27 protein-coding genes and 1 pseudogene are annotated in these 25402 nt (G+C 71.0%); 12 read left to right on the top strand and 16 right to left on the bottom strand.

Annotated elements, in window-relative coordinates; genetic code table 11:
* The first annotated feature begins 66 nt into the window (after positions 1–66).
* The 6 genes from KA711_01225 (at position 67) to gspF (ending at position 7512) form a co-directional block, all read left to right on the top strand.
* Positions 67–1374, top strand: a complete 1308-nt coding sequence (locus tag KA711_01225; protein MCM0607606.1) for a general secretion pathway protein GspL — start codon at positions 67–69, stop codon at positions 1372–1374.
* A complete protein-coding gene (locus tag KA711_01220) occupies positions 1266–1865 on the top strand; it encodes a type II secretion system protein M (GenBank protein MCM0607605.1) in 600 nt (199 codons plus the stop codon). Before KA711_01225 ends, KA711_01220 begins: the two co-directional genes overlap by 109 nt.
* Positions 1866–1936: 71 nt before the next feature.
* Positions 1937–2701 carry a type II secretion system protein N gene (gene gspN / locus KA711_01215; protein MCM0607604.1) on the top strand — a complete coding sequence of 255 codons (765 nt, stop codon included), beginning with the start codon at positions 1937–1939 and terminating at the stop codon, positions 2699–2701.
* Positions 2698–4836 carry a type II secretion system secretin GspD gene (gene gspD / locus KA711_01210; protein MCM0607603.1) on the top strand — a complete coding sequence of 713 codons (2139 nt, stop codon included), beginning with the start codon at positions 2698–2700 and terminating at the stop codon, positions 4834–4836. The genes gspN and gspD overlap by 4 nt, the downstream gene beginning before the upstream one ends.
* A gap of 22 nt (positions 4837–4858) precedes the next feature.
* Positions 4859–6277, top strand: coding sequence for a type II secretion system ATPase GspE (gene gspE, locus KA711_01205; GenBank protein MCM0607602.1), 1419 nt, complete (start codon positions 4859–4861; stop codon positions 6275–6277).
* A 14-nt stretch (positions 6278–6291) separates the two neighbouring features.
* A complete protein-coding gene (gene gspF / locus KA711_01200; GenBank protein ID MCM0607601.1) occupies positions 6292–7512 on the top strand; it encodes a type II secretion system inner membrane protein GspF in 1221 nt (406 codons plus the stop codon).
* Between the two features lie 2 nt (positions 7513–7514).
* Here gspF and tatC read toward each other — a convergent pair whose 3' ends face one another.
* The 13 genes from tatC to argB form a co-directional block, all read right to left on the bottom strand.
* Complete coding sequence (tatC, locus tag KA711_01195; GenBank protein MCM0607600.1) at positions 7515–8324, bottom strand: twin-arginine translocase subunit TatC; 810 nt, start codon at positions 8322–8324, stop codon at positions 7515–7517.
* A gap of 9 nt (positions 8325–8333) precedes the next feature.
* The gene (tatB, locus tag KA711_01190) at positions 8334–8825 is read right to left on the bottom strand and encodes a Sec-independent protein translocase subunit TatB (GenBank protein ID MCM0607599.1); all 492 of its coding nucleotides are present in this window, start codon (positions 8823–8825) and stop codon (positions 8334–8336) included.
* A 42-nt stretch (positions 8826–8867) separates the two neighbouring features.
* Complete coding sequence (tatA, locus tag KA711_01185) at positions 8868–9110, bottom strand: Sec-independent protein translocase subunit TatA (protein MCM0607598.1); 243 nt, start codon at positions 9108–9110, stop codon at positions 8868–8870.
* 65 nt (positions 9111–9175) lie between these two features.
* Positions 9176–9523, bottom strand: coding sequence for a histidine triad nucleotide-binding protein (locus KA711_01180; GenBank protein ID MCM0607597.1), 348 nt, complete (start codon positions 9521–9523; stop codon positions 9176–9178).
* A gap of 10 nt (positions 9524–9533) precedes the next feature.
* Positions 9534–9923, bottom strand: coding sequence for a hypothetical protein (locus KA711_01175; protein MCM0607596.1), 390 nt, complete (start codon positions 9921–9923; stop codon positions 9534–9536).
* Positions 9924–9925: 2 nt separating this feature from the next.
* Positions 9926–10279: a phosphoribosyl-ATP diphosphatase gene (locus tag KA711_01170; GenBank protein MCM0607595.1), complete on the bottom strand. Its 354-nt coding sequence runs from the start codon at positions 10277–10279 to the stop codon at positions 9926–9928.
* A gap of 4 nt (positions 10280–10283) precedes the next feature.
* Entirely contained in the window at positions 10284–10679 is a 396-nt protein-coding gene (hisI, locus tag KA711_01165; GenBank protein MCM0607594.1) for a phosphoribosyl-AMP cyclohydrolase, read from the bottom strand.
* Positions 10680–10863: 184 nt separating this feature from the next.
* A complete protein-coding gene (locus tag KA711_01160; GenBank protein ID MCM0607593.1) occupies positions 10864–11310 on the bottom strand; it encodes an NUDIX domain-containing protein in 447 nt (148 codons plus the stop codon).
* A complete protein-coding gene (locus KA711_01155) occupies positions 11303–12181 on the bottom strand; it encodes an ATP-binding protein (GenBank protein ID MCM0607592.1) in 879 nt (292 codons plus the stop codon). The genes KA711_01160 and KA711_01155 overlap by 8 nt, the downstream gene beginning before the upstream one ends.
* 12 nt (positions 12182–12193) lie before the next feature.
* The gene (gene pdeM, locus KA711_01150; protein ID MCM0607591.1) at positions 12194–12880 is read right to left on the bottom strand and encodes a ligase-associated DNA damage response endonuclease PdeM; all 687 of its coding nucleotides are present in this window, start codon (positions 12878–12880) and stop codon (positions 12194–12196) included.
* On the bottom strand, positions 12877–13533 hold the full coding sequence (gene slmA / locus KA711_01145; GenBank protein ID MCM0607590.1) for a nucleoid occlusion factor SlmA: 657 nt from the start codon (positions 13531–13533) through the stop codon (positions 12877–12879). The genes pdeM and slmA overlap by 4 nt, the downstream gene beginning before the upstream one ends.
* A 128-nt stretch (positions 13534–13661) precedes the next feature.
* Complete coding sequence (locus tag KA711_01140) at positions 13662–14354, bottom strand: pyrimidine 5'-nucleotidase (GenBank protein ID MCM0607589.1); 693 nt, start codon at positions 14352–14354, stop codon at positions 13662–13664.
* A 63-nt stretch (positions 14355–14417) separates the two neighbouring features.
* Positions 14418–15338 (bottom strand): acetylglutamate kinase, encoded by a 921-nt coding sequence (argB, locus tag KA711_01135; protein MCM0607588.1) that lies wholly within the window; start codon positions 15336–15338, stop codon positions 14418–14420.
* 68 nt (positions 15339–15406) lie between these two features.
* On the opposite strand from argB, the gene KA711_01130 reads away from it, so the two are divergent.
* Together KA711_01130 and KA711_01125 are read left to right on the top strand one after the other, a co-directional pair.
* On the top strand, positions 15407–15691 hold the full coding sequence (locus tag KA711_01130) for a copper-binding protein (protein MCM0607587.1): 285 nt from the start codon (positions 15407–15409) through the stop codon (positions 15689–15691).
* The gene (locus KA711_01125) at positions 15691–16737 is read left to right on the top strand and encodes an NADP-dependent oxidoreductase (GenBank protein ID MCM0607586.1); all 1047 of its coding nucleotides are present in this window, start codon (positions 15691–15693) and stop codon (positions 16735–16737) included. Before KA711_01130 ends, KA711_01125 begins: the two co-directional genes overlap by 1 nt.
* A gap of 52 nt (positions 16738–16789) precedes the next feature.
* On the opposite strand, the gene KA711_01120 is transcribed toward KA711_01125, so the two are convergent.
* Entirely contained in the window at positions 16790–18616 is a 1827-nt protein-coding gene (locus tag KA711_01120) for an ABC transporter ATP-binding protein/permease (protein ID MCM0607585.1), read from the bottom strand.
* A gap of 232 nt (positions 18617–18848) precedes the next feature.
* On the opposite strand from KA711_01120, the gene KA711_01115 reads away from it, so the two are divergent.
* From KA711_01115 to KA711_01105, 3 genes are read left to right on the top strand one after another with little or no spacing between them, the layout of a single operon-like run.
* Positions 18849–19241 (top strand): acyl-CoA thioesterase, encoded by a 393-nt coding sequence (locus KA711_01115; protein MCM0607584.1) that lies wholly within the window; start codon positions 18849–18851, stop codon positions 19239–19241.
* 36 nt (positions 19242–19277) lie between these two features.
* Positions 19278–19763 (top strand): DedA family protein, encoded by a 486-nt coding sequence (locus tag KA711_01110; GenBank protein ID MCM0607583.1) that lies wholly within the window; start codon positions 19278–19280, stop codon positions 19761–19763.
* A 39-nt stretch (positions 19764–19802) separates the two neighbouring features.
* The gene (locus tag KA711_01105) at positions 19803–21299 is read left to right on the top strand and encodes a carboxypeptidase M32 (GenBank protein MCM0607582.1); all 1497 of its coding nucleotides are present in this window, start codon (positions 19803–19805) and stop codon (positions 21297–21299) included.
* 46 nt (positions 21300–21345) lie between these two features.
* Here KA711_01105 and KA711_01100 read toward each other — a convergent pair.
* Together KA711_01100 and KA711_01095 are read right to left on the bottom strand one after the other, a co-directional pair.
* Positions 21346–22567 (bottom strand): annotated as a pseudogene (locus KA711_01100) (patatin-like phospholipase family protein).
* Between the two features lie 16 nt (positions 22568–22583).
* Complete coding sequence (locus KA711_01095) at positions 22584–23177, bottom strand: phasin family protein (GenBank protein ID MCM0607581.1); 594 nt, start codon at positions 23175–23177, stop codon at positions 22584–22586.
* 175 nt (positions 23178–23352) lie between these two features.
* Between KA711_01095 and KA711_01090 the strand changes: the two genes are divergently transcribed.
* On the top strand, positions 23353–25371 hold the full coding sequence (locus KA711_01090; protein MCM0607580.1) for an SDR family oxidoreductase: 2019 nt from the start codon (positions 23353–23355) through the stop codon (positions 25369–25371).
* Positions 25372–25402: the final 31 nt, after the last annotated feature.

Below are 25402 nucleotides of genomic sequence, written 5' to 3'. Positions count from 1 at the left end.
ATAGGCGGCTGCAGTCGGCGTTTCCCGCAAGCCGACCGGTCGCTCCGCCTGCCGCCCTCCGAACGCATGTCGCTGCTCGTTGTCCATCTGCCCCAGCGCCAGCGCCAGCGCCTGGCGGGCCGCGGCGCGGCCGACGAGCCCGTTGCCGGCACCGCGCTGCCCGCCGAGTGGCCCTTCTGGCTGGCCGACGACGCCGGCCTGGTGCTGCATGCCGGCCAGGCCGCGGCAGCGTTGCTGCCTCGCGCCAGCCGGCGTGTGCTCGTGCTGGCCGCGGCAGAGGTCGCCTGGCACCGCATCGATCTGCCCAAGGCGCCGCCCGCCCGGCTGCGCGCCGCGCTGGCCGGCGTGCTCGAGGACGCGCTGCTGGACGATGCCGAGGCCTTGCACCTGGCGCTGGCCGAAGGGGCCTCGCCCGGCCGCGCCGGCTGGGTGGCGGCCACCGACCGCGCCCGGCTGGCCGCCGCGCTGTCGGCCCTTGAGGCTGACGATGCGGGTGGGCAGGCCATCGACCGCGTCGTGGCCGTGGCCGAGCCCTTGGCGGTGGCCGATGTGGCGTCAGCCGTCGCGACGGGCCTGCGGCAGGGCCACTTCCACCCTGGTGACGGCATGGCCGAGGACAACGGCGGGCCGCTGCGGCTGACGCTTGCCGGCCCCGATGGCGTGGCCGAACTGGCGCTGGAGGGCACGCTCGCCCGCGGCCTCGTGGGCGAGCCGGCCACTGGCGTCTGGACGGCCACCCCTGCCACCGCCGCCGCCGCCGAGCGCTGGCTCGGCCACGCCGTGGCCGTGCGTTCCGAGGCCGAGCGGCTGCTGGCCGCTGCGGAGCGCGGCAGCAACCTGCGGCAGTTCGATCTGGCGCCGCGCCATCGTGGCACGCGGGCGCTGCGCGAGGGCTGGCGCGTGCTGGGCAGCCCAGCCTGGCGCCCGGTGCGCTGGGGGCTTGCCGCGTTCGTCGTGGTGCAGCTGGCGGGCTTGAACGCGCACGCCTGGCAGCAGCGCCAGCAGATCGGGGCGCGCAAGGCCGAGAGGGTGTCGCTGCTGCGCGAGGCCCACCCGGGCGTGCCGGTGGTGCTGGACGCCCCGTTGCAGATGCAGCGCGAGACCGAGCTGCTGCGCGCCCGTGCCGGACAGGCCGGCGCGGGCGACTTCGAGGCCCTGCTGGCCGCAGCCGCCACGGCCTGGCCCGACGGCGTGGGCCCGGCGCCGCAACTGCGCTTCGAGCCCGGCCGCCTGACACTGGCCGTGCCCGCCTGGGGCGATCCGCAATGGCAGCAGTTCCAGCAGCGCCTGCGTGCCAGCGGCCATGCCGCCGAGTTCGCCGCCGGGCAGGTGAGCGTGCTGCCGCCGCCGCCGGTGGCGCGGAGCCGATCGTGAGCGCCGCACCCGCCTGGCGCCCGCGCGCCGTCGCCGCCTGGCAGGCTTTGGCGCCGCGCGAGCGCCGGCTGGTGGCTGCCGCTGCTGCGCTGGTGGCGCTGGCCTTGCTCTGGCTGCTGGCCGTGCAGCCGGCCTGGCGCACGCTGGCGCAGGCGCCGGCCGAGATCGACCGCCTCGACGCCGAACTGCACACGATGCGGCGGCTGGCCGCAGAGGCCCGCACGCTGCGCGAGACGGCGGCGGTGCCGCCCGAGCAGGCCCGGGCCGCGCTGCAGGCCGCCACCGGGCGCCTCGGCCCGAAAGCCCAGCTCACGTTCAGCGGCGAGCGTGCGCTGGTGCGCCTGGGCGGCGTGGGCCCCGGGCCCCTGCGCGAGTGGCTGGCCGAGGCCCGCGTCGGCGCGCGGGCGCGGCCGGTGGCGGTGGCGCTGCAACGCGGCGGTGACGGCTTCAGCGGCACGCTGGAGCTGGCCTTCGAGGGGGCTCCGCGGTGAGACGTCGCGCCGCCGCGCGCCGCTCGGCCCTGGGGCTGCAGCCGCATGCGCCACGCGGCCTGGCGCTGGCCCTGGCTGGTGTGCTGCTCGGCGCCCTGGTGGCGCTGTTGGGCTGGCCGCCTGCCGCCTGGCTGGCGCGCGTCGCCTCGTCGGCCAGCGGCGAGCGCGTGCTGCTGGCCGACACCCGCGGAACGCTGTGGTCAGGCAGCGCCGTCCTGGTGCTGACGGGCGGTCCCGGCAGCCGCGATCTCGCCGCGCTGCCGGGGCGGCTGCACTGGACGCTCGGCCTGGACGGCATGGCGCTCGCGGTGCGGCTGCGCCAGGACTGCTGCACCGACCGCCCTGTGTTGCTGCGCCTACAGGCCGGCCTCGGGCGCCTGCGGGTGACGCTGCCCGCCCCCGCCGATGCCCGCGAGGCCCTGGGCCACTGGCCGATGCAGGTGCTGGCCGGCCTGGGCACGCCCTGGAACACGCTGGCGCCACGCGGCGCCATGTCGCTGTCCAGTCCCGGTTTTGCCGCCGAGTCGGTGCAGGGCCGCTGGCGATTCGAGGGTCGGCTCGATCTGGCCTTGCGTGGCGCCGGCAGCCGCCTGACGACGCTGCCGGTGCTGGGCGACTACCGGCTCACCGTGGAATCGCGCCCCGACGGCGGTGCCGCGCTCGTTCTGGTCACCGACCAGGGGGCGCTGCAGCTCAGCGGCCAGGGCGAGTGGGCACCCGACCTGCGCTTCCGTGGCCAGGCCACGGCCGTGCCTGAGGCCGAGGCGGCGCTGGCCAACCTGCTCAACATCATCGGCCGCCGCCAGGGGGCGGTGAGCCTCATCTCGATCGGATGACCATGAAGCCAACGCCCTCGGGCCCGACCGTCCGGCCGCGCGAGCAGCGTCTTTCGGCGCTGTTGCTGGCGGGTGTGCTGGCGCTGCCGGCCGCGCCGCTGCAGGCGCAGACGATCAACCCGCGCTCGCGCGCGCCGGTGACGGTGAACTTCGTCAACGCCGAGATCGACGCCGTCACCCGGGCGATGGCGGCGATGATCGAGCGCAACATCGTCGTCGACCCGCGCGTCAAGGGCAACATCACCGTCTACAGCGAGCAGCCGCAGAGCATCCGCGACGCCTACAGCAGCTACGTGTCGGCGCTGCGCGGCCTGGGCTTCTCGGTGGTGGAGAGCGGCGGACTGATCAAGGTGGTGCCCGAGGCCGATGCCAAGCTGCAGGCCGGCACCGTGAGCGTGGACGAGCCGCCCTTGCGCGGCGACACCGTCATCACGCAGATCTTTGCGCTGCGCTACGAGAACCCGAACAACCTCGTGGCCGTGCTGCGGCCGCTGATCAGCGCCAACAACACCATCAACGCGGCGCCGGGCAGCAACGCGCTGGTCATCACCGACTACGCCGACAACCTGCGCCGCTTGGCGCAGATCGTGGCCGCGCTCGACCAGCCCAGCGGCACCGACATCGAGATCGTGCCGCTGCAGCACGCGGTGGCCGCCGACCTGGCGCCGCTGGTGCAGCGCCTGGCCGATGGCGGCGGCGCCGCTGCGGCGGCCGGGGTGCCGGCGGCTGGCGGCGCCGTCACGGTGGTGGCCGATTCCCGAGCCAACGCGCTGATCATCCGCGCCGCCAACCCGGCGCGCCTGGCCGCGCTGCGCGCCAGCATCGCGCGGCTGGACCGCCCCGGCGCGGGCGGCGGCGAGTCCGGTGGCCTGTACGTGGTGCACCTGAAAAACGCCGACGCGACGCGGCTGGCCACCGTCATTCGCGCCGCCTTTCCCGGTAGCGGCGGGGGCTCGTCGCTGGGCACGGCGGCCACGCCGGCCGCGCCCGGCCAGCCGGGTGTCTCGGCCGCGGCGGCGGCGCCGCTGGCGGGCGCCGCCCAGCCCAGCACCGGCGGCTTCGTGCAGGCCGACCCGGCGACCAACAGCCTGATCATCACCGCCCCCGAGCCCCTGTATCGGCAGGTGCGCTCGCTGATCGACCAGCTCGACACGCGCCGCGCGCAGGTCTACATCGAGAGCATGATCGTCGAGGTGGCACCCAGCGACAGCGCCGACTTCGGCTTCCAGTGGCAGGGCCTGCTCGGCCGCAGCGGTGACCGATTCGGGCTGATCGCCGGCACCAACTTCGGCGCCAGCGGCCGACCCAGCATCATCGACATCAACACCTCGGCCGTGCAGGGTGAGGTGAACCTGGGCCAGGGCCTGAACCTGGGCCTGCTGAGCGTGGTCAACGGCGTCACCTCGCTGGCGGCGGTGGCGCGCATGCTGCAGTCGCAGAGCGACACCAACATCATCAGCACGCCGAACCTGATCACGCTGGACAACGAAGAGGCCAAGATCGTGGTCGGCGAGAACGTGCCCTTCATCACCGGGCAGTTCACCAACACGGGCAGCGGCGGCACGACGAACCCGTTCCAGACCATCGAGCGCAAGGACGTCGGCATCACGCTGCGCATCAAGCCGCAGATCGGCGAGGGCGGGGCGGTGCGCATGCAGATCTTCCAGGAGCAGAGCAGCGTCAAGGAGACCACCGCCGCCGGCACCACCAACGCCGGCCCCAGCACCACCAAGCGTTCGATCGAGAACACGGTGGTCGTGGACGACGGCGCCATCCTGGTGCTGGGCGGGCTCATCGAGGACCGCTTCGTCACCACGCGCAGCAAGGTGCCGCTGCTGGGCGACCTGCCGCTGGTGGGCGGCCTGTTCCGCAGCGAGAGCCGCGAGCGCCGCCGCACCAACCTGATGGTCTTCCTGCGGCCGGTGGTGGTGCGCGACGCCGACAGTGCCAGCCGCCTGAGCCTGGACCGCTACGACCAGATCCGCGCCCAGCAGCAGCGCGCCCAGCCGGCGCCCAGCGTGGTGATGCCGATCAACGAGTCGCCGGTGCTGCCGCCGCTGGGCGGCGGCCCGCGGGCCGAGCCGCCCAAGTCGGCACCCGTGCCCGCCGTCCCGCGCGCCGAGACGGCGCCCTGAAGACGGTGTAGACGCTCCCGCCATGGCCCGCCACCCGCTGCCTTACGCCTACGCCAAGGCCCACACGATGCTGCTCGAGGACGACGGCACCCAACTCGCGTTGTGGGCCGCCGAGACCACGCCCCTGCCGGCGCTCGCCGAGGTGACGCGCCTGTATGCGGTGCAGCGCTTCGAGCGCGAGGCCGCGGCCACCCTGGCCCAGCGCATTGCCACGGTCTACGCCAGTGGCGAAAGCAGCGCCGCTGCCGTGATCGGCGAGGTCGAGAGCGGGGTCGACCTGAGCCGCATGATGCAGGAGCTGCCGGCGGTCGAAGACCTGCTGGAGGCCGCCGACGACGCGCCCATCATCCGCATGCTCAATGCGCTGCTGACGCAAGCGGCCAAGGATGGCGCCAGCGACATCCACATCGAGCCCTACGAGCGCAGCAGCAGCGTGCGCTTCCGCGTCGACGGCACGCTGCGCGAAGTGGTGCAGCCCAACCGCGCGCTGCACGCGGCACTGATCAGCCGCCTGAAGATCATGGCCGAGCTCGACATCGCCGAGAAGCGGCTGCCGCAGGACGGCCGCATCTCGCTGAGGATCGGCGGCCGCGCGATCGACGTCCGCGTGAGCACGCTGCCCAGTTCGCACGGCGAACGCGCCGTGCTGCGCCTGCTCGACAAGACCGAGAGCCGCTTCACGCTCGAGGGCCTGGGCATGGACGGCGAAGTGCTCTCGGCGTTTGCGCGGCTTATCCAGCAGCCGCACGGCATCGTGCTCGTCACCGGCCCCACCGGCAGCGGCAAGACGACCACGCTGTACGCGAGTCTGGGCCGCGTCGACACCGCCACCACCAACGTGCTGACGGTCGAAGACCCGGTGGAGTATGAGCTGCCCGGCATCGGCCAGACGCAGGTCAACCCGAAGATCGACTTGAGCTTCGGCAAGGCGCTGCGCGCCATCCTGCGCCAGGACCCCGACGTCATCATGATCGGCGAGATCCGCGACTTCGAGACCGCGCAGATCGCCATCCAGGCCAGCCTCACCGGCCACCTGGTGCTGGCCACGGTGCACACCAACGACGCCGTCAGCTCGGTGACGCGCCTGGTGGACATGGGCGTGGAGCCCTACCTGCTGTCGAGCAGCCTGCTGGGCGCGTTGGCGCAGCGCCTGGTGCGCAAGCTGTGCCCGGTCTGCAAGCGGCGCGACGAGCACGGCCACTGGCACCCCGTGGGCTGCCCGGCCTGCGGCGGCACCGGCTACCGGGGCCGCACCGGGGTGTACGAGCTGATGGTGGCCGACGACGCGCTCCGAGGGCTGGTGCACAGCCGCGCACCCGAGAGCGCGCTGCTGGCGGCGGCGCAGCGGGGCGGCCTGCGTTCGATGCGCGAAGACGGCGAGCGGCTGGTGAGCGCCGGCCTCACGTCGCTCGAAGAAGTGATCCGCGTCACCCGCGACTGAGAACCTGAGAGGCCATGCCGGCATACCGCTTCGAAGCGCTCAACGCCGACGGCAAGGCCGAGACCGGACTCGTGGAGGCCGACAATGCCAAGGCCGTGCGCCAGCAGTTGCGCGCGCGAGCACTGGTGCCGCTGGCCGTCACGCCCGTGGGCAGTGGCGGTGGCAGCGACGGCAGCGCGGCGCGCTTCACGCGGCGCGTGTTCAGCGCCACCACGCGCGCGGTGTGGACGCGCCAGCTCGCGGGCCTCGTGGGCAGCGGCCTGCCCCTGGAGCGGGCGCTCACCGCACTGGCCGACGAGAGCGACAGTGATCGACAGCGCGAGCTGGTGGCGCACCTCAAGAGCGAGGTCAATGCCGGCAGCCCGTTCGCGCGCGCGCTGGCCACGGCGCCGCGCGAGTTCGACGAGGTCTACCGCGCGGTGGTGGCCGCGGGCGAGAGCAGCGGCGCGCTCGGCCCGGTGCTCGAGAAGCTGGCCGACGACCTGGAGCAGCAGCACGCGCTGCGCACCAAGGTCACCGGCGCGATGCTCTACCCGGCCATCGTCAGCGCCGTGGCCTTCGTCATCGTCATCGTGCTGATGACCTGGGTGGTGCCGCAGATCGCCAACACCTTTGCCAGCGGCCGGCGCGCGCTGCCGGCGCTGACGGTGGGCATGCTGGGCTTCAGCGGCTTCATCCGCGCCTGGGGCTGGCTGCTGCTGCTGGGTGGTGCGGGCGCCGTGGTGGCCTTCGTGGCGGCGCGGCGCGACGCGGCCTTCCGGCTGCGCAGCGACGCCGCCTTCCTGCGGCTGCCGCTGTTCGGCCGGCTGGCGAGGGGCTACAACGCCGCGCGCTTTGGCAGCACCCTGGCGCTGCTGGCCGGGGCCGGCGTGCCCATCCTCAAGGCTCTGCAGGCGGCGGCCGAGACGCTGGGCAACCACGCCATGCGGGCCGACGCGCTGGAGGCCCTGGTGCAGGTGCGCGAGGGCGCACCGCTGGCCAGTGCGCTGGCAGCCAAGAAGCGTTTTCCGGGCCTGCTGGCGATGTTCGCGCGGCTGGGCGAGCAGACCGGGCAGCTGCCGGCCATGCTGGAGCGCGCGGCGGCCCAGCTCTCGGCCGAGGTGCAGCGCCGGGCCCTGGCCGCGGCCACCCTGCTGGAGCCCATCCTCATCGTCGGCATGGGCCTGATCGTCATCGTGATCATGCTCAGCGTGCTGCTGCCGATCATCCAGCTGCGCAGCTGGGTGGGCGGCTGATCTCAGCCCGCGGGCTTGTCGGCGGCCGGCTCGGCCTCGGCCTGCGCCTCCGGCGCTTGGGTGTGCTTGATGAACAGCTGGGCCGCGATGATGCCGATCTCGTACAGGATGCACATCGGGATGGCGAGAGCCAGCTGCGAGATCACGTCGGGGGGCGTCACCACCGCGGCGACGACGAAGGCGCCCACGATGAAGTAGCCGCGGAAGCGGCGAAGCTGCTCGATCGTGACGACGCCGACACGCGCCAGCACGATCACGGCGATCGGTACCTCGAAGGAGATGCCGAAGACCATGAACAGGGTCAGCACGAAACCGAAGTACTGCTCGATGTCCGGCGCCGCCGTGATGCTGCTCGGGGCGAAGGCCTGGATGAACTGGCTCATGCCCGGGATCACCAGGAAGTAGCAGAACGCCACGCCGGCCACGAACAGCAGCGTGCTGCTGACCACCAGCGGCAGCACCATCTTCTTTTCGTGCGTGTACAGCCCCGGCGCGACGAAGGCCCACACCTGGTACAGCACCACCGGCAAGGCCACCATGAAGGCCGCCGCCAGCGTGATCTTCAGCGGCACCAGGATGGGCGAGATCACGTTGGTGGCGATCAGCGTCGCGCCCTTGGGCAGGTGGGCCACCAAGGGTGCGGCGAGCAGGTCGTACAGGCCAGAGGGCCCCGGCCACAGGCACAGGGCCGCGAAGGCCACCACCACGGCGATCAGCGCGCGCACGAGGCGGTCGCGCAGCTCCACCAGGTGCGAGACGAAGGGCGCCTCGGTGCCCTCGAGCTCGTCCTTCTTGTCGGGTGTTGCGGCCATGGCGGTGCGTCAGCGCAGCTTGATGCCCGGCGGCCGGTAGCGGGCGACGCGGGCGGCGCCCGACTGCGCGTGGGCGCGCACGCCGTGGCGCTTCTTGTACCACTGGGGTGTGGCCCCACGCTTCAAGCGCCAGTTTTTCTTCGGGTGGCGGTACTCGGGCGGGGGCGGCTGGTAGCCGATGCTGCCGCCATCGCCGCTGCCATCGAGACCGGCTGTGGCGGACTTCCAGTCGTTCTCGAACGCGCTGGTGGCCGAGTTGACCTCGCTGCGCACGGTGCTTTCCACCTCGCTGGCCGCGGTTTCGAACTCGGTCTTCATCTTCTTGAGCTCGTCGAGCTCGATGGAGCGGTTCACCTCGGCCTTGACGTCGGCGACGTAGCGCTGCGCCTTGCCCAGCAGGTGGCCCACCGTGCGGGCCACCTTGGGCAGCTTCTCGGGGCCGATGACGATCAGCGCCACGGCGCCGATGAGGGCCAGTTTGTCGAAACCGAAGTCGATCATGCGCGAGGGTGCTGCGCCCGGAACAGGCGCGGGCGCCGAGGATCAGGACTTCGTCTTGGCCTCGACGTCGACGGTGTCGGCGTTCGAGCGCTGGGCGGTGCCCGTGACCTGCTGCTGCGGCGGGACCGTCTCGGCGCTGCTCTCGCCGCCGGACTTCATGCCATCCTTGAAGCCCTTGACAGCGCCGCCGAGATCGGCGCCGATGTTCTTGAGCTTCTTGGTGCCGAAGATCAGCACGACGACCAGCAGCACGATGAGCCAGTGCCAGATGCTGAAGGAACCCATGGTCTTGCTCCCGCGAAAGAGGAATCAACGATTCTAAGAGCCGGGTGTGACGGCCGCCGGGCGGCTCAGCCTTTCGACCACGGGCGCGGTCCGCCCATCACGTGCAGGTGAAGGTGGTAGACCTCCTGACCGCCGTCGGGCCCGGTGTTGACGACGGTGCGGAAACCATTCGTGACGCCCAGCTCGCGCATCAGGCGGGGCGCCAGGCCCAGCATGCGGCCCAGCAGCGCCTCTTGCTCGGGGCCGGCGTCGGCCAGTGTGGCGATGTGCTGCTTGGGAATCACCAGCACGTGCACCGGCGCCCAGGGGTTGATGTCGTGGAAGGCGAGGATCTCCTCGTCTTCGTAGGCCTTGCGGCTGGGGATCTGCCCGGCGACGATCTTGCAGAAGATGCAGTTTGGGTCGGCGCTCATCGCTTGCCCTTCATTGCGGCATGGCCTTGCGGTTGTTGAGGTTCATCCAGCCGCGCACCACGCGGTACAGGAACCAGATCGAAATCAACCCCCAGGCGATCCAGCCCGGGACGATGAACAGCAGCCACAGCGGGATGGTCAGGATGTAAAGCACGGCGGCCCAGACGACGCTGCGCACGCGCCACGAGAAGTGGCTCTCCTGCCAGCTGCCCTCGGCCTCGCCCTTCTTCACGAGGTCGAGGATGAAGGCCACCAGCAGCAGCAAGATGCTGGCCTGCGTGCCCGGCAGCACGGCCGTGACGGCGACGATGGTGTGCAGCAGGTAACTGATGTGGCCGATCGTGACCAGCGAGCTCTCGCGTTCGGGGCTCAGCACCACCTGCGGCTGCGACGACGGCATGTTCATGGCTCACCCCCTTCACGCGCCGCGGCCTTGCGCGCGGCAAACTCTTCCAGCCCGGACAGGCCCTCGCGCCGCTCGAGCTCGGCCAGCACCTCGGCCGGCTTCAGGCCAAAGGCCTCGAGCGCCACCAGCGCGTGGAACCACAGGTCGGCGGCCTCGGCCACGATGCGGGTGCGGTCGCCGTCCTTGGCGGCCATCACCAGTTCGGTGGCCTCTTCGCCGATCTTCTTCAAGATGGTGTCGGTGCCCTTGGAAAACAAGCGGGCCACGTAGCTGGTGTCGGGCGTGCCGGTCGCGCGCCGCTGTGCGATGACGTCGGCCAGCCGGGCCAGGGTGTCGTTGCCTGCGCTCATGGGCTCACTTCCGGTACAGCGTGTCGGGGTCCACCAGCACCGGCTCGACGCTGTGCCACTGGCCATCGTGCCCGAGCTGGCGGAAGAAGCAGCTGTGGCGGCCGGTGTGGCAGGCGACGCCGGGCTCGTGGCCCCGCTGCGTGACCTGCAGCAGGATGACGTCCTCGTCGCAGTCCATGCGGATTTCGTGCACCTGCTGCACGTGGCCGGACTCCTCGCCCTTGTGCCAGAGCCGGCCGCGCGAGCGGCTCCAGTAGACGGCCTGGCCGCTGGCGTGGGTGGCGGCCAGGGCCTCGCGGTTCATCCACGCGAACATCAGCACGTCGCCCGTGCCGCGCTCCTGGGCGATGACGGGCACGAGCCCGTTGGCGTCCCATTTGACCTTGTCGAGCCAGTCCATGATGGGCGGCAGTCTAGGAGCGTGGGCGGCAGAAATCCAGCCCCGGCCCTTCGGGTTGGGCCGATTTCGGGGCCCATGCGGCGTTGCCACGCTGGCCCGGGCGCACAGCCCGGGCTGCGCGCGGCGCCTGGCCTGGGCCCCGAAGTCGGCCCAACGCGGGGCTGGATTTCTGCCGCCCACGCTCCTAGCCGGCGGGGGTGTCGTGCGGGGTGTCGTGGGTGGGGCCGGCAAATCCGCGTTCTGCCGCCAGCCACCCGAGCACGGGGATGGTGCCGGGCAGCAGGGGCCGCACCGCCACCGGCAGTTGCTGCCAGGCCATGGCCTGGCCCTCGCGCATCTGCAGCTCGCCCGTCCAGGTGAAGACCTTGCAGAAGCGCAGCCGCACCAGCGCGTGCGGGTAGTCGAACAGCTGTTCCTGCCAGGGCTCGGCCGCCCCGATGGTGATGCCCAGCTCCTCGTGCAGCTCGCGGGCCAGGGCCTGCTGCAGCGTCTCGCCGGGTTCGAGCTTGCCGCCCGGGAACTCCCAGAAGCCGGCATAGACCTTGCCGGCGGGCCGGGTGGTGAGCAGGAAGGCGCCGTCGCCGTCGATCAAGACGCCCACCGCCACGTCGACCGGGGTGCGCTCAGCCATGCCTGGCGGAGTAGTCGCGTGCGAACTGCTGCGCCACGCGGCCGCTGCGGCTGCCGCGCTCCAGCGCCCACACCAGGCTCTCGGCGCGTGCCTGGGCCACGGCCGTCTCGGGCAAGCCGAAGGCGCGCAGCCACTGCGCCACGATCGCCAGGTACTCGTCCTGGCTGAAGGGGTAGAAGCTGATCCACAGCCCGAAGCGCTCCGACAGCGAGATCTTCTCCTCGACGCCCTCGCCCGGGTGGACCTCGCCGTCCTCGGTGTGCTGGTAGCTCAGGTTTTCCTTCAGGTACTCGGGCAGCAGGTGGCGGCGGTTGCTGGTGGCCACGATCAGCAGCTTGTCGCCGGCTGCGGCCACGCTGCCGTCGAGCACGCTCTTGAGGGCCTTGTACCCGGGCTCGCCGTCGTCGAAACTGAGATCGTCGCAGAAGACGATGAAGCGCTCGGACCGGCCGTCAACGAGGTCGATGAGGTCGGGCAGGTCCACGAGGTCGGCCTTGTCGACCTCGATCAGGCGCAGGCCGCGCGGCGCGTACTCGTTGAGGCAGGCCTTCACCAGGCTGCTCTTGCCGGTGCCGCGCGCGCCGGTGAGCAGCACGTTGTTGGCGCGTTTGCCGGCCACGAACTGCTCCGTGTTGCGCACCAGGCGCTCCTTCTGCGCGTCGATCTCCTTCAGGTCGGCCAAGCGGATCGGCGCCACGTGGCGCACCGGCTCCAGCACCGGGCCCAGGCCGCGACGGCGGTAGCGCCAGGCGATGGCGGCGTTCCAGTCGGGCGGCGTGGCGGCGTGCGGCAGCACCTGCTCCAGGCGGGCCAGCAGTGCCTCGGCGCGGGTGATCAGCGCTTCGACGGCGGGGGGGAGGGCAGGGGTCATCGGGCCGGCAGTCTAAGGGGGCGCCGGCAAGGCGACCACGGCCTCGGACGTGCAGGCAAACACGCGGTCGGCCGGGCCGCGCGGCAGCACCCGCATGCCCGTGAACTCACCGAAAGCCGGCAGCACGCCCACCGCAGGCCCGAAGTGGAAGCAGGGCAGACGCAGCCGCTGGTGCGCGCGCCCGCCCAGCACCACGGCCGGGTGCAGGTGCCCGGCCAGCACGTATCGGCCGATTTGCGCATCGGGGTGGTGGCACAGCGCCAGGCCGGGCAGCGCGCAGGGCTGCCAGGGCTCGTCGACGCAGGCCACGCGCCAGTCGGCCGGCGGATCCCCGGCGTGGCCGTCGTGGTTGCCACGCACCAGCGTGAGGCTGAGCGCCGCGTGGCGCTCACGCCAGGCGGTGACGGCGGCCAGCGGCGCCGCGCCGCGCCCGCGCGCGGCGTGCAGCAGGTCGCCGAGGAACACGATGCCGCGCACCGGCCTGCCAGTGGCCGCGCAGCGGGCCAGCGCGGCGTCCAGCCGCGACAGCGTGCCGGCCGTGGTGGCTTCGGGCACCGGCACGCCCAGCCGGCGGAAGCTCTGGGCCTTGCCGATGTGCACATCGGCCACCAGCAGCAGCGCTACCTCGGGCAGCCACAGCGCCCGTTCAGGCAGCGGCACCAGCCGGGCGCCGCCGGCGTGGTGCTCCGGCGGGCTCACGGCGCCAGGCGGGCGAGCGCGGGATCGAGGTGCTCGGTGGGCAGCCGCTTGAAGCCGCTGCGGGCGTAGCGCTGCAGCCGGCCCACCAGCAACGCCGTGATGGCGGAGGCCAGCGCCTGTGCGTCGACCGTGGGTGTCGGCGATCCGGCGGCCTCGGCAGCCGCGCGCAGGCTCTGCCGAAGCTGGCTTTCGACGCGTTCAAAGAACTGGTTCATGCGCGCATTGAGCCGTTCGTGCTCGAACACGAGTGCGTCGCCCACCATCACGCGCACCATGCCCGGGTTCTTCTCGCCGAATTGCAACAGCACCGCCGCAATGCGCCGCACCTGCTGGGCCGGCGCGGGCTCGCGCTCGGTGATCTGATTGACCAGCGTGAACACGCTGCTCTCGATGAACTCGATGAGCCCCTCGAACATCTGCGCCTTGCTGGCGAAATGACGGTACAGGGCTGCCTCGGAGACCTCGAGCCGGGCGGCCAGCGCGGCGGTGGTGATGCGCTCGGCGCCGGGCTCCTCGAGCATCGCGGCCAGCGTCTGCAGGATCTGCACACGGCGCTCGCCCGGCTTGGGGCGCTTGCGGCCGCTGGCAGCCGGGGACGCCTCGGGATCGTCGTCCGCGGGTGCCTGCGGCGGGTCTTCGGGCAGGGCGGACATCGGCGGCGGCAGGCGGTAGCGGCGGAGGGTAGGGCGCAGTGCGCGACGATTCTGGCATGCGGCCGGCCTGTGCCTTCTTGCAGGTAAACACCAAGCCGTGCGGGCGCTGCCGCGGCCGTCCAGACCCACTAACGGGCCAAGGCCTGCAGCGTGCGCACGCGCCGGTCGACGTAGGCCGGCCGGCGGTGGCGGCGCGCGTTGGCGCTGGCCACGTGCGACACCGAGCGCTTCAGCCAGCGCTGCATCCACACCGTGCCCATGCCCACGGCGCGCGCGGCCTTCTGGTGCACCAGGGTGTCTTCCACCAGCACGCAGCGCGACGGCGGCACGCGCAACCGTGCCGCGATGTGGCGCAGCATGCGCCGGTCGGGCTTGGGCCGCAGGTGGCCGAACATGGCCATGTCCTCGATGGCCAGCAGGCCGTCGAACAGCCGCTCCACACCCAGCACCGCCAGCACGCGCCGGGCGTAGGCCGCCGGTGCGTTGGTGAGGATGAACTTTCGGCCCGGCAGGCGGGCCAGCGCCGCGATGTCGTGCGCATGGCCGCGCACGCGGCTTTCCAGGCCCGGCAGCGCGTGCGTGACGTGCAGGAAGTGCGCGGGCTTGACGCCGTGGTGCCGCACCAGCCCCAGCAGCGTGGCGCCGTACCAATGCCAATAACGACGGCGCAGCGCCGTGGCCGCCTCGGCATCGAGCCCGAGTTCGCGGCGGATGTAGGCGTTCATCGACTCGTGCAGCTGCGGCATCGACGCCGTCGCCGCGTCGTGCAGCGTATCGTCCAGGTCGAACAGCCAGACCCGCCGCGCCGCTGTCGGGTTCAGCTGCACAGCGACCCGCGCTTGCCGGGGTTCTTGTCGATGTCCACGCTCTTGAACACCCAGTGCTCAGTGCGAGCGGATCATCGTGCCGTAGGCCTGGTCGGTGAGGATCTCCAGCAGCATCGCATGCGGCACGCGCCCGTCCACCACGTGCACGGCATGCACACCGCTCTTGGCTGCATCGATGGCGCCGGCCAGCTTGGGCAGCATGCCGCCGCTGATGGTGCCGTCGGCGATGAGCTCGTCGATCTGCCGCGGTGTCAGTTCGGTGATCAGCTCGCCGGCCTTGTCGAGCACGCCCTTGATGTTGGTGAGCATCACCAGCTTCTCGGCCTTGAGCACCGTGGCCAGCTTGGCGGCCACCAGATCGGCGTTGATGTTGTAGCTCTCGCCCGCCTCGCCGAAGCCGATGGGGCTGACGACGGGGATGAACTGGTCGTCCTGCAGCGCCTGCACCACCGCAGGGTCGATGGCCGTGATCTCGCCGACCTGGCCGATGTCGTGTTCCTTGGTCGGGTCGTCCTTGTCGGTCATCTTCATCTTGCGCGCGCGGATCAGGCCGCCGTCGCGGCCCGTCAGGCCCACGGCCTTGCCGCCGGCGGCGTTGATGAGGCCGACGATGTCCTGCTGCACCGCGCCGCCGAGCACCCACTCGACCACCTCCATGGTCTCTTCGTCGGTGACGCGCATGCCTTGTATGAAGGTGCCCTTCTTGCCGATCTTGGCCAGCGCCTCGTCGATCTGCGGGCCGCCCCCGTGCACGACGATGGGGTTCATGCCCACCAGCTTGAGCAGCACCACGTCCTCGGCGAAATCCTGCTGCAGCGCCGGGTCGGTCATCGCGTTGCCGCCGTACTTGATGACCAGCGTCTTGCCGTGGAAGCGCCGGATGTAGGGCAGGGCCTGGGCCAGGATCTCGGCCTGGTCGCGCGGGGTGACGTGCGACAGATCGTGCAGGGCGGCAGGGGTGTCGGCGAGGCTGGCCATGGCAGGGCGGGACTTGCGGTAAGGTGCCGGCATTGTAGGAACGCCGCCCGCGTTCACAGGAGACGACGATGAAGCAATGGCTCACGTTCACGGCCGCGCTGCTGGCCGCCGCCGTGGTGCAGGCCCAGGCCTCGCCCGCCAGCGGCGAGATCACCAAGCTCGATGCGGCCGGCGCGCGCATCACGATCAAACACGGCGAGATCAAGAACCTCGAGATGCCGCCCATGACGATGGTGTTCCGCGTTGCCGACCCGCGCCTGCTCGAGGGGCTTGCGGTGGGGCAGCGCATCGGCTTCACGGCCGAGCGCATCAACGGCCAGTTCACCGTCACCTCGGTGACCAAGGCACCGTGATGGCGACGCTGGCGATGACGAACCGCCAGGTGCGGCTGGCCGCCCGGCCCTTGGGCCTGCCCAAGGCCTCGGACTGGACGATCGGCGAAGAGCCGTTGCGCGAGCCGGCCGCTGGCGAGATCCGCGTGCGGGTGACGGCGATCAGCCTCGATCCGGCCATGCGCGGCTGGATGAACGAGGGCAAGAGCTACATCGCGCCGGTGGGCATCGGCGAGGTCATGCGCGCGGGCGGTGTGGGCGTGGTCGAGGCCTCGCGGCATCCGGCCTACGCCGTCGGCGACGCCGTCAGCGGCAGCACCGGCGTGCAGACGCACTGGACGGTGGCGCCCGACCGCGACCGCCAAGCCGGCCTGGGCCGCATCGACCTGGGCCTGGGCACGCCAACACAATGGCTCAACGTGCTCGGCATGCCCGGCATGACGGCCTACTTCGGGTTGATGGATGTCGGCCTGCCCAACCTCACCCGGCCGGCGGGCGAGACGCTGGTCGTCTCGGGCGCGGCCGGTGCCGTGGGGCAGACCGTGGGCCAGCTGGCCCGGATCAAGGGCCTGCGCGTGGTGGGCATCGCCGGTGGCGCGGCCAAATGCGAGTGGGTCGTCCGTGAGCTCGGCTTTGACGCCTGCATCGACTACAAGGGCGGCAGCGTCAAGGATGGCCTGAAGGCGCACTGCCCCGAGGGCGTGGACATCTACTTCGACAATGTCGGCGGCGAGATCCTCGACACCGTGCTCACGCGCATCAACCGCCGCGCGCGCATCGTGATCTGCGGTGCGATCAGCCAGTACAACAACACGACGCCGGTGCAGGGCCCGAAGAACTACCTGAGCCTGCTCGTCAACCGCGCACGCATGGAAGGCATGGTGGTCTTCGACTACGCCGAGCGTTACCACCTGGCCGTGGCCGAGATGGCCGCTTACCTGAAGGACGGCCGCATGAAGAGCCGCGAAGATGTGGCCAGCGGCGGCGTCGATGCCTTCCCGGCCACGCTGAACCGGTTGTTCAGCGGCGACAACTTCGGAAAGCTGGTGCTGAGCCTGCAGGACTGACACGGCCACGGCCGCCGACGCCCGGGGCACGCGTCCGGCCACGGGGTCGGCTTCAGGCTTCTTCCCCGCTCTGCTGCAGCCGCCACATCTGCGCGTAGCGCCCGCCACGCGCCAGCAGCTCGGCGTGCGGTCCGCGCTCGACCACGCGGCCGGCCTCGAGCACGACGATCTCGTGCGCGTCCACCACGGTGGACAAGCGGTGCGCAATCACCAGCGCCGTCTTGCCCTGGGCCGCCGCGCGCAGTTCGGCCTGGATGGCGCGCTCGTTGGCGCTGTCCAGTGCCGAGGTGGCCTCGTCGAAGATGAGGATCGGTGGGTTCTTCAGCAGCGTGCGCGCGATGGCCACGCGCTGCTTCTCGCCACCGCTGAGCTTGAGGCCGCGTTCGCCCACCATCGTCTCGTAACCCTTGGGCGTCGCGGCGATGAAGTCGTGGATGTGCGCGGCCTTGGCGGCCGCCTCGACCTCCTCGCGCGTGGCGCCGGCCCGGCCGTAGGCGATGTTGTAGTAGACGGTGTCGTTGAACAGCACCGTGTCCTGCGGCACGATACCGATTGATCCGCGCAGGCTCTGCTGCGTGACCTCGCGGATGTCCTGATCGTCGATGGTGATGCGGCCTCTGCCGTCGTTCGTCACGTCGTAGAAGCGGAACAGCAGCCGCGCCAGCGTGCTCTTGCCCGCGCCGCTGGGGCCCACCACGGCCACCGTCTTGCCCGCCGGGATCTCGAAGCTGAGGTCATGCAGGATGGGGCGCGCTGTGTCATAGGCAAAGCCCACGCCCTCGAAGCGCACCACGCCCTCGCGCACCTGCAGCGCCTGGGCGCCGGGCTTGTCGTCGACCTCGCGGTGCCTCTCGAGCAGGCCGAACATCTTGTCGAGATCGGCCAGGCTCTGCTTGATCTCGCGGTACATCACGCCCAGGAAGTTCAGCGGGATGTACAGCTGGATCATGAAGGCGTTGATCATGACCAGGTCGCCCAGCGTCAGCCGGCCCTCGACCACGCCCTGCGTGGCGCGCCACAGCATCGCAATCAAGGCCGCGGCGATGATCAGCTGCTGCCCGGTGTTGAGCAGCGACAACGTGGTCTGGCTCTTCAGCGCCACACGGCGCAGCCGCTCCAGGCTCTCGTCGTAGCGCTTCGCCTCGAAGGCCTCGTTGCCGAAGTACTTGACGGTCTCGTAGTTCAGCAGCGAGTCCACCGCCCGCGTGTGCGCACCGCTGTCGAGCTCGTTCATCTCGCGGCGGAACTTGGTGCGCCACTCGGTGACGGTCACCGTGAAGGCGATGTAGGCCACCAGCGCGCCGCCCGTGATCCAGGCGAACGCGGCGTCGAACTTCACCGCCAGCAGCGTCAGCACCATCGCGACTTCCACAAGGGTGGGGAAGATGCTGTAGAGCGAGTAGCTGATCAGCGAGTGCACGGCGCGCGTGCCACGCTCGATGTCGCGCGTCATGCCGCCGGTCTGGCGCTCGAGGTGGAAACGCAGGCTCAGGGCGTGCAGGTGACCGAAGACCTGCAGGCTGATGCTGCGCGCCGTGCCTTCGGTGGCCTTGGCGAAGATCAGTTCGCGCAGCTCGGTGAAGAGGCTGGTGCTCAGCCGCAGCAGGCCGTAGCCCACCAGCAGGCCCACAGGCACCACCAGCAGCGAGGCCGCCTCGCCGGGCTTGATGGAGAGTGAGTCGACCAGGTACTTCAGCAGCACCGGCACGCTGACGTTCGCCGCCTTGGCCGCCAGCAGGAAGGCCAGCGCCGCGCCCACGCGCCAGCGGTAGCGCCACAGATAAGGCAGCAGCCTTGCCAGCGTGCCCCAGTCGGAGCGGCGCGCACCCGCTGCACCGGCGGTGGGCGGTGCAGGGGGGGAGGAAGCGTGTGATTGCATCGGCGGCAGCTGGGGCGGGTTCAAGGGGGCGCGTCGATGGTGGACACCGGAGCCGGGTGGGGGCGACGGCGGCGCAAAGCCTGCTGCTGGGCGGGCGTCGGGCGCGGCACGGAGGCTACAGTGAGAGGCGCGGTCATCGGGCGCGGATTGTCGCTGCGCCCACCGTTATCCTCTTTGAGCCTGCCCCGTGAGCCCATCGCCCGACGCCCCCATCGACACCGCCGCCACGCCCATGCTCGCCCCGCCGCAGCTCGACGATGGGGCCCAGCTCGTGCTGCGCGTGATCCCGCTGCCGGCCGACGTCAACGCCAACGGCGACATCTTCGGCGGCTGGATCATGGCCCAGGTGGACCTGGCCGGCTCGGTGCTGCCGGCGCGCGTGGCGCGCGGGCGCATCGCCACGGTGGCCGTCAACCAGTTTGTCTTCAAGCAGCCCGTGAGCCTGGGCGACCTGCTGAGCTTCTACGCCCGCATCACACGCATCGGCACCACCAGCATCTCGGTGCACGTGACCGTGATCGCCGAGCGCAACCCGAGCCAGCTGCGGGTGGTGAAGGTGACCGAGGCCGATCTCACCTACGTCGCCATCGACGCCCAGGGGCAGCCCCGTCCGGTGCCGCGCTGAGGTCATCCCGTCCCTGCCCATAATGGGCCGCACCCGATGGAAGCCTGGCTGCACTCGATCCTGGCCGCAATGGCGCTGCCCCAGTACGGGCTGAGCACGGTGTTCGTGGTCTCGTTGCTCTCGGCGACGCTGCTGCCGATGGCCAGCGTGCCGGTGGTGTTCGGGCTCGTGAAGGTGGCACCCGAGCTGTTCTGGCCGGCGCTGATCGTGGCGACCGCGGGCAACACGCTGGGCGGATGCGTCAGCTACTGGATGGGGTATGGCGCCGAGCTGGCCTACGAGCAGATCGCCAAACCCAAACCCAGCTCCGCCTGGGCCATGAGCTGGGCGCGCAAGTGGGGCCCGCCGGCCTGCCTGCTGAGCTGGCTGCCGGTGGTGGGCGACCCGCTGTGCGCCGTGGCTGGCTGGCTCAAGCTGCCCTTCTGGCCCTGCGCCTTCTACATGGCGGTGGGCAAGTTCCTGCGTTACCTGTTCTACGTGGGGGGCGCGCTGTGGTTCTTTCCGGGCACGCTCGAACTCTGAGCGCGCCACAATCGAGTCTTCTGGGCTTAACCCCCTTCTATGAGCAGCACCGCCACCCCCACCTACGACGCGCTGGCCCACACCTGGACACGCCTGCACCACCTGGGCCACCTGCAGAGCATGGCCGGCTGGGACCAGGCCGCCAACATGCCGCCCAAGGGCAACGAGGCGCGCGCCGCCGCGATGGCCGAGATGGCGGCGCTGCTGCACCGCATGCGCACCGATCCCCAGCTGACGGATCAGCTCGGGCGCGCGGAGCAGGAGCCCCTGTCGGCGCTGCAGCGCGCCAACCTGCGCGAGATGAACCGGCAGTGGCGCGCCAGCAATGCGCTGCCCGAGTCCCTGGTGCAGGCGCAGCAGCTGGCCACGTCGCGCTGCGAGCACGCCTGGCGCACGCAGCGCCCGGCCAACGACTGGGCCGGCTTCGTCGAGAACTTCCGCCCCGTGCTGAACAACGCGCGGCACGAGGCCGAGCTGCTGAGCCAGCTGTTGGGCGTGCGCAAGTACGAGGCCCTGATGGACCGGTTCGAGCCCGGCATGACCTGCGCCCGTGTCGACCGCGTGTTCGGCGAGGTGCGGCAGTGGCTGCCCGGGCTCATCAGCCAGGTCATCGATCGCCAGGCGAAGGAGACTGTGCTGCAGCCCGAGGGCCCTTTCCCGGTGGCGAAGCAGCGCGCGCTGTGCGAGGCGGTGATGAAGATGCTGGGCTTCGACTTCGACGGCGGCCGGCTCGACGTCTCGACGCACCCGTTCTGCGGCGGCGTGCCGGAAGACGTGCGCATGACCACGCGCTTCTCCGACGCCGAATTCCTCGGCAGCCTGATGGGCACGGTGCACGAGACCGGCCACGGCCGCTACGAGCAGAACCTGCCGCGCGATCTGCTCGGCCAGCCCGTGGCCGAGGCGCGCAGCATGGCGCTGCACGAGAGCCAGAGCCTGAGTTTCGAGATGCAGCTGGGCAGCCACCCGGGCTTCATCCGCCAGCTCGCGCCGCTGGTGGTGCAGGCCTTCGGCGACCAGCCCGCCTTCGGCGAGGCCAACCTGCAGAAGCTGCTCACGCGCGTGAAGCCGGGCTTCATCCGCGTCGACGCCGACGAGGTCACGTACCCGGCGCACATCATCCTGCGCTACGAGATCGAGAAGCCGCTGATCGAGGGCGAGATCGAGATCGAGGACGTGCCCGCCCTTTGGGACGCGAAGATGCAGGAGCTGCTGGGTCTGGACACACGCGGCAACTACAAGGACGGGCCGCTGCAGGACGTGCACTGGCCCGAGGCGCTGTTCGGCTACTTCCCGTGTTATTCACTGGGCGCGATGTACTCGGCGCAGTGGTTCGCGGCCATGCGTCGGGCGATGCCCGACCTGGAAGAGCGCATCCTGCGCGGCGAACTGAATGCGGTGTTCGACTGGCTGCGCGAGAACATCTGGAGCCAGGCCAGCCTCTGGACCACGGAGGAGCTGACCCTCCGCGCCAGCGGCGAGCCCTTGAACCCGGCGCACTTCAAGGCGCACCTGCAAAGCCGCTACCTCGGCTGAGAGCCTGCGAAGATCTGAACGGGGGCAGCCCGGCCCTGGGACGGCATCACGTCGCCGGGGGCAGCGCACGCTCCAGGTCGTCGAGTACCTCGTCCAGGTGGCGCATCGCCTGCGCCGCCGCGGTGCGTGGCGCCACGGTGCCGCGGCGGTGGCGCGGCAACAGCCGGCGAGAGGGATCGTCCAGCATGGCCTCGTCCAGCGCCAGGCCGTGGCGGGCCAGCACCGGGCGCAGGGTGCTACGGCGCTTGCGCAGATCGGCCCGCGTCGCCTGGTAGGCGTGTTCGGCCAGGGCGCGGCGCTGGCCGTAGGCAAAGACGTTGGCCAGGAACATCGCCGGGTCGCGATGGTCGGGTTCGAAGAGCAGCAGGTCGGCACCCGGGTGGCTGGCGGCATAGCCCTTCAGCCCCAGCTCCAGACGCGAGTGGATGAGGCTGCGGAAGGTCTGGCTCAGCACCACCGGCAAGCCGCCGTCGACGATGCGCGGGATGGGCGCTTCGCCGCCGGCCAGAACGCGGTGGCGCTGCGGGTGGCGTGCATCGAAGGGCACCAGCGGGTTCAGGCAGAACACCAGCCCGGCGCCGTCGTCCAGCAGCACGCTGGCGTGCAGGGTCTTCTTCAGCGCGCCGTCCACACACCAGCGGCCGTCCACCGGCACCGGCGGGAAGAGCCCTGGCAAGGCGGCGCTGGCGGCCACGGCGCGCGAGATCGGCACGTGGTCGAAGCCCGGGCGCCCGAAGGGCAGGGCCTCGCCGCTGTCGAGGTCCGTGGCGACGATGACGAGGCGGCGGCCCCGCGTGGCGGCCAGCACCCGGAAGTCGTCGCTGCGCCCGGGCGCCGACAGCAGCGCGGCTAGCCGAGCTTCGATGGGCGCATGGCTGAACAGGCCCGTGGGCAGCGCACGGCCCAGCTGCTCCAGTGCCGTCAGCCAGGGGCGGCCACGCAGCACCTGCCAAGCGGCCTGGCCGGCCAGCCGGGGCAGCGAGGCGACCCGGCCCACCCACTCGGCCAGGGCCGGGCGCGTGAACATCGCCGCCGGCACGTGGTCGGGGTGGCGCTGGTCGCCGTCGATGAAGGCGGTGCACAGGGCGCGCGCCGTCATGCCGTTGGCCAGGCCCGCGGCCAGGAAACTGCCGGCCGAGACGCCGACATACCCGTCCATCGCGTTGAGGTCGAGCCCGGCGATGGTCCTCAAGCGCCACCAGGGCGCCGATCTCGTAGACGGCGCCCAAAGGGCCGCCACCGGCCAGGGCCAGGCCGATGCGGCTCATCGTTCAGGCCTGTCGCTCAGGCCGCGGCGGCCTTGCGGCGGGTGCGCTTGGCCGGGGCGGCGGGTGCCGGCGCGGCCGGCTTGGCGGCAGCCTTTGTCGCGGCCTTGGGGGCGGCCTTGGGAGCGGCCTTCCGAGCCGCCTTCGGCGCGGCGGCGGCCGTGCCCTTGGACAGCCGGGCCACGGCGGCGGCCAGCGCGTCGACGCGCTCGGTCAGCGACTGCACATCCTTGGCGGTGGGCACGCCCAGCTTGTTCAGCGCCTTGGCGGTGCGGGCCTCGAAGATGGCTTCGAGCTTGTCCCAGTTCTGGCCGGCCTTGGCCTGCACATTGCCGGCCATCGCCGTCATCTTGCCGGTGACCTCCGAGATCTTGTCCTCGGCGATGCCTTGGGTCTTTTTCTGCAGGTGCATGCCTTCCTTGACGAGGGCCTCGAACACCTTCGTGCCCTCTTCCTGGGCCTTGCTGAAGGCGCCCATGCCGGCCAGCCAGATCTGCTGGGCCGAATCCTTGACGGCACCGGCCAGCTGGCTGTCCATCAGGCCGCCGGCGGCCTTGGCGCTGCCCTTGGCGCTGCTCGTGGCGGTGTCGGTGCTCTTCATCTTCTTGACCATGGCGGCTTCCTCGTGCGCGGGTGGTGCGCCACACGACATGGCGGCGCTGAGGGAAATATAGGGTTCTTCCCTGGAGCGGACACCCTAGACGCCTAGTGAGACCGCTCTATCCTGCCGGCCGGCACGCGGCACGGTGACAGCGCCGCGGCGAACACCCGAACGAGGAGATCCCGGCATGCACTACTTCGTCACCGGCGCCACCGGCTTCATCGGCAAGCGTCTCGTCAAGGCTCTGCTGGCCCGCCGCGGCAGCACCGTGAGCTTCCTCGTGCGTGAAGGCAGCGAGGGCAAGCTCGCAACGCTGTACGCGTACTGGGGTCTGGCCGGCTCCGCGAAGAAGCGCGCCCAGCCCGTGACCGGCGACCTCACCGCCCGAAAGCTGGGTGTGGCGGCCGACGCCATGAAGGCGTTGAAGGGCCAGGTTGATGCCGTCTACCACCTGGCGGCCGTTTACGACCTGGGCGCCGACGCCGACAGCCAGGTGGCCGTGAACATCGAGGGCACGCGCAACGTCTGCGACTTCGCCAAGGCGGTGGACGCGAAGCACTTCCACCACGTGAGCAGCATCGCCGCCGCGGGCCTGTACGAGGGCGTGTTCCGCGAGGACATGTTCGACGAAGCCGAGGGCCTGGACCACCCGTACTTCATGACCAAGCACGAGAGCGAGAAGATCGTGCGCCGTGAGTGCAAGGTGCCCTGGACGGTGTACCGCCCGGCCGTGGTGGTGGGCGACAGCAGCACCGGCGAGATGGACAAGATCGACGGGCCGTACTACTTCTTCAAGCTCATCCAGCGCATGCGCCAGATCCTGCCGCCGTGGTTCCCGAGCGTGGGCCTGGAGGGCGGACGCATCAACATCGTGCCGGTGGACTTCGTCGTCGCCTGCCTCGACCACATCAGCCACAGCCCTCACGCCATCACCGGCAAGTGTTACCACCTGGTGGACCCGCAGGGCTACCGCGTCGGCGACGTGCTCGACATCTTCAGCAAGGCCGCGCACGCGCCGAAGATGAACCTCTTCGTCAACGCCGCGCTGCTGGGCTTCGTGCCCAGGAGCGTGAAGAAGGGGCTCATGGCGCTGGCGCCGGTGCGCCGCATCCGCAACGCGGTGATGAAGGATCTGGGCCTGCCGGAAGACATCTTCCAGCTGGTGAACTACCCCACGCGCTTCGACCGCCGCGAGCTCGACGCGGTGCTCAAGGGCAGCAACGTCGAGTGCCCGAACCTGAACGACTACGCCTGGCGGCTGTGGGACTACTGGGAGCGCCACCTCGACCCCGACCTGTTCATCGACCGCAGCCTCAAGGGCACGGTGGGCGGCAAGGTGGTGCTGGTGACGGGCGGCAGCTCGGGCATCGGCCTGGCGGCGGCGTGCAAGTTCGCCGAGGCCGGCGCGGTGACGATCATCTGCGCGCGCGACGCCGACAAGCTCGACGAGGCCGTCAGGGAGATCGTCGCCTGCGCCAAGGGCAAGGGCACCGCCGACCCGAAGGTGTTCAGCTACAGCGTCGACATCGCCGACATGGAAGGCTGCGCCGCGTTCGTGAAGACGCTCGACGAGGTGCACGGCGGCGTCGACTTCCTCATCAACAACGCGGGCCGCAGCATCCGCCGCGCCGTCGAGAACAGCTACGACCGCTTCCACGACTTCGAGCGCACGATGCAGCTGAACTACTTCGGGTGCCTGCGCGTGACCATGGGCCTGCTGCCCGGCATGGTGAAGAAGCACAAGGGCCACGTCGTCAACATCAGCTCGATCGGCGTGCTCACCAATGCGCCGCGCTTCAGCGCCTACGTGGCCAGCAAGGCAGCGCTGGACGCCTGGACACGCTGCGCCAGCAGCGAGTTCGCCGACCAGGGCATCACCTTCACCACCATCAACATGCCGCTGGTGCGCACGCCGATGATCGCGCCCACCAAGATCTACAACAACGTGCCGACGCTGAGCCCGGAGGAGGCGGCCGACATGATCGCGCAGGCCTGCATCGCCAAGCCGGTGCGCATCGCCACGCGCCTGGGCATCTTCGGCGAGCTGCTGCACGCGGTGTCGCCGCGCATCGCGCAGATCGTCATGAACACCACCTTCCGCATGTTCCCCGACAGCGACGCGGCCAAGGGCGAGAAGGGCGGCAGGCCGCAGCTCAGCGCCGAGGCCATCGCGCTGCAGCAGATGATGCGAGGGATCCACTTCTGATGGCGGCGCGCCCGCCCGGGCGCGGGGCCGG

This window comes from Ideonella sp. WA131b (genome assembly GCA_023657425.1).
Lineage (GTDB): Bacteria > Pseudomonadota > Gammaproteobacteria > Burkholderiales > Burkholderiaceae_C > Rubrivivax.
Note: the sequence above shows the minus strand (reverse complement) of the source record. Positions and strands in the feature narration are given on the sequence as shown.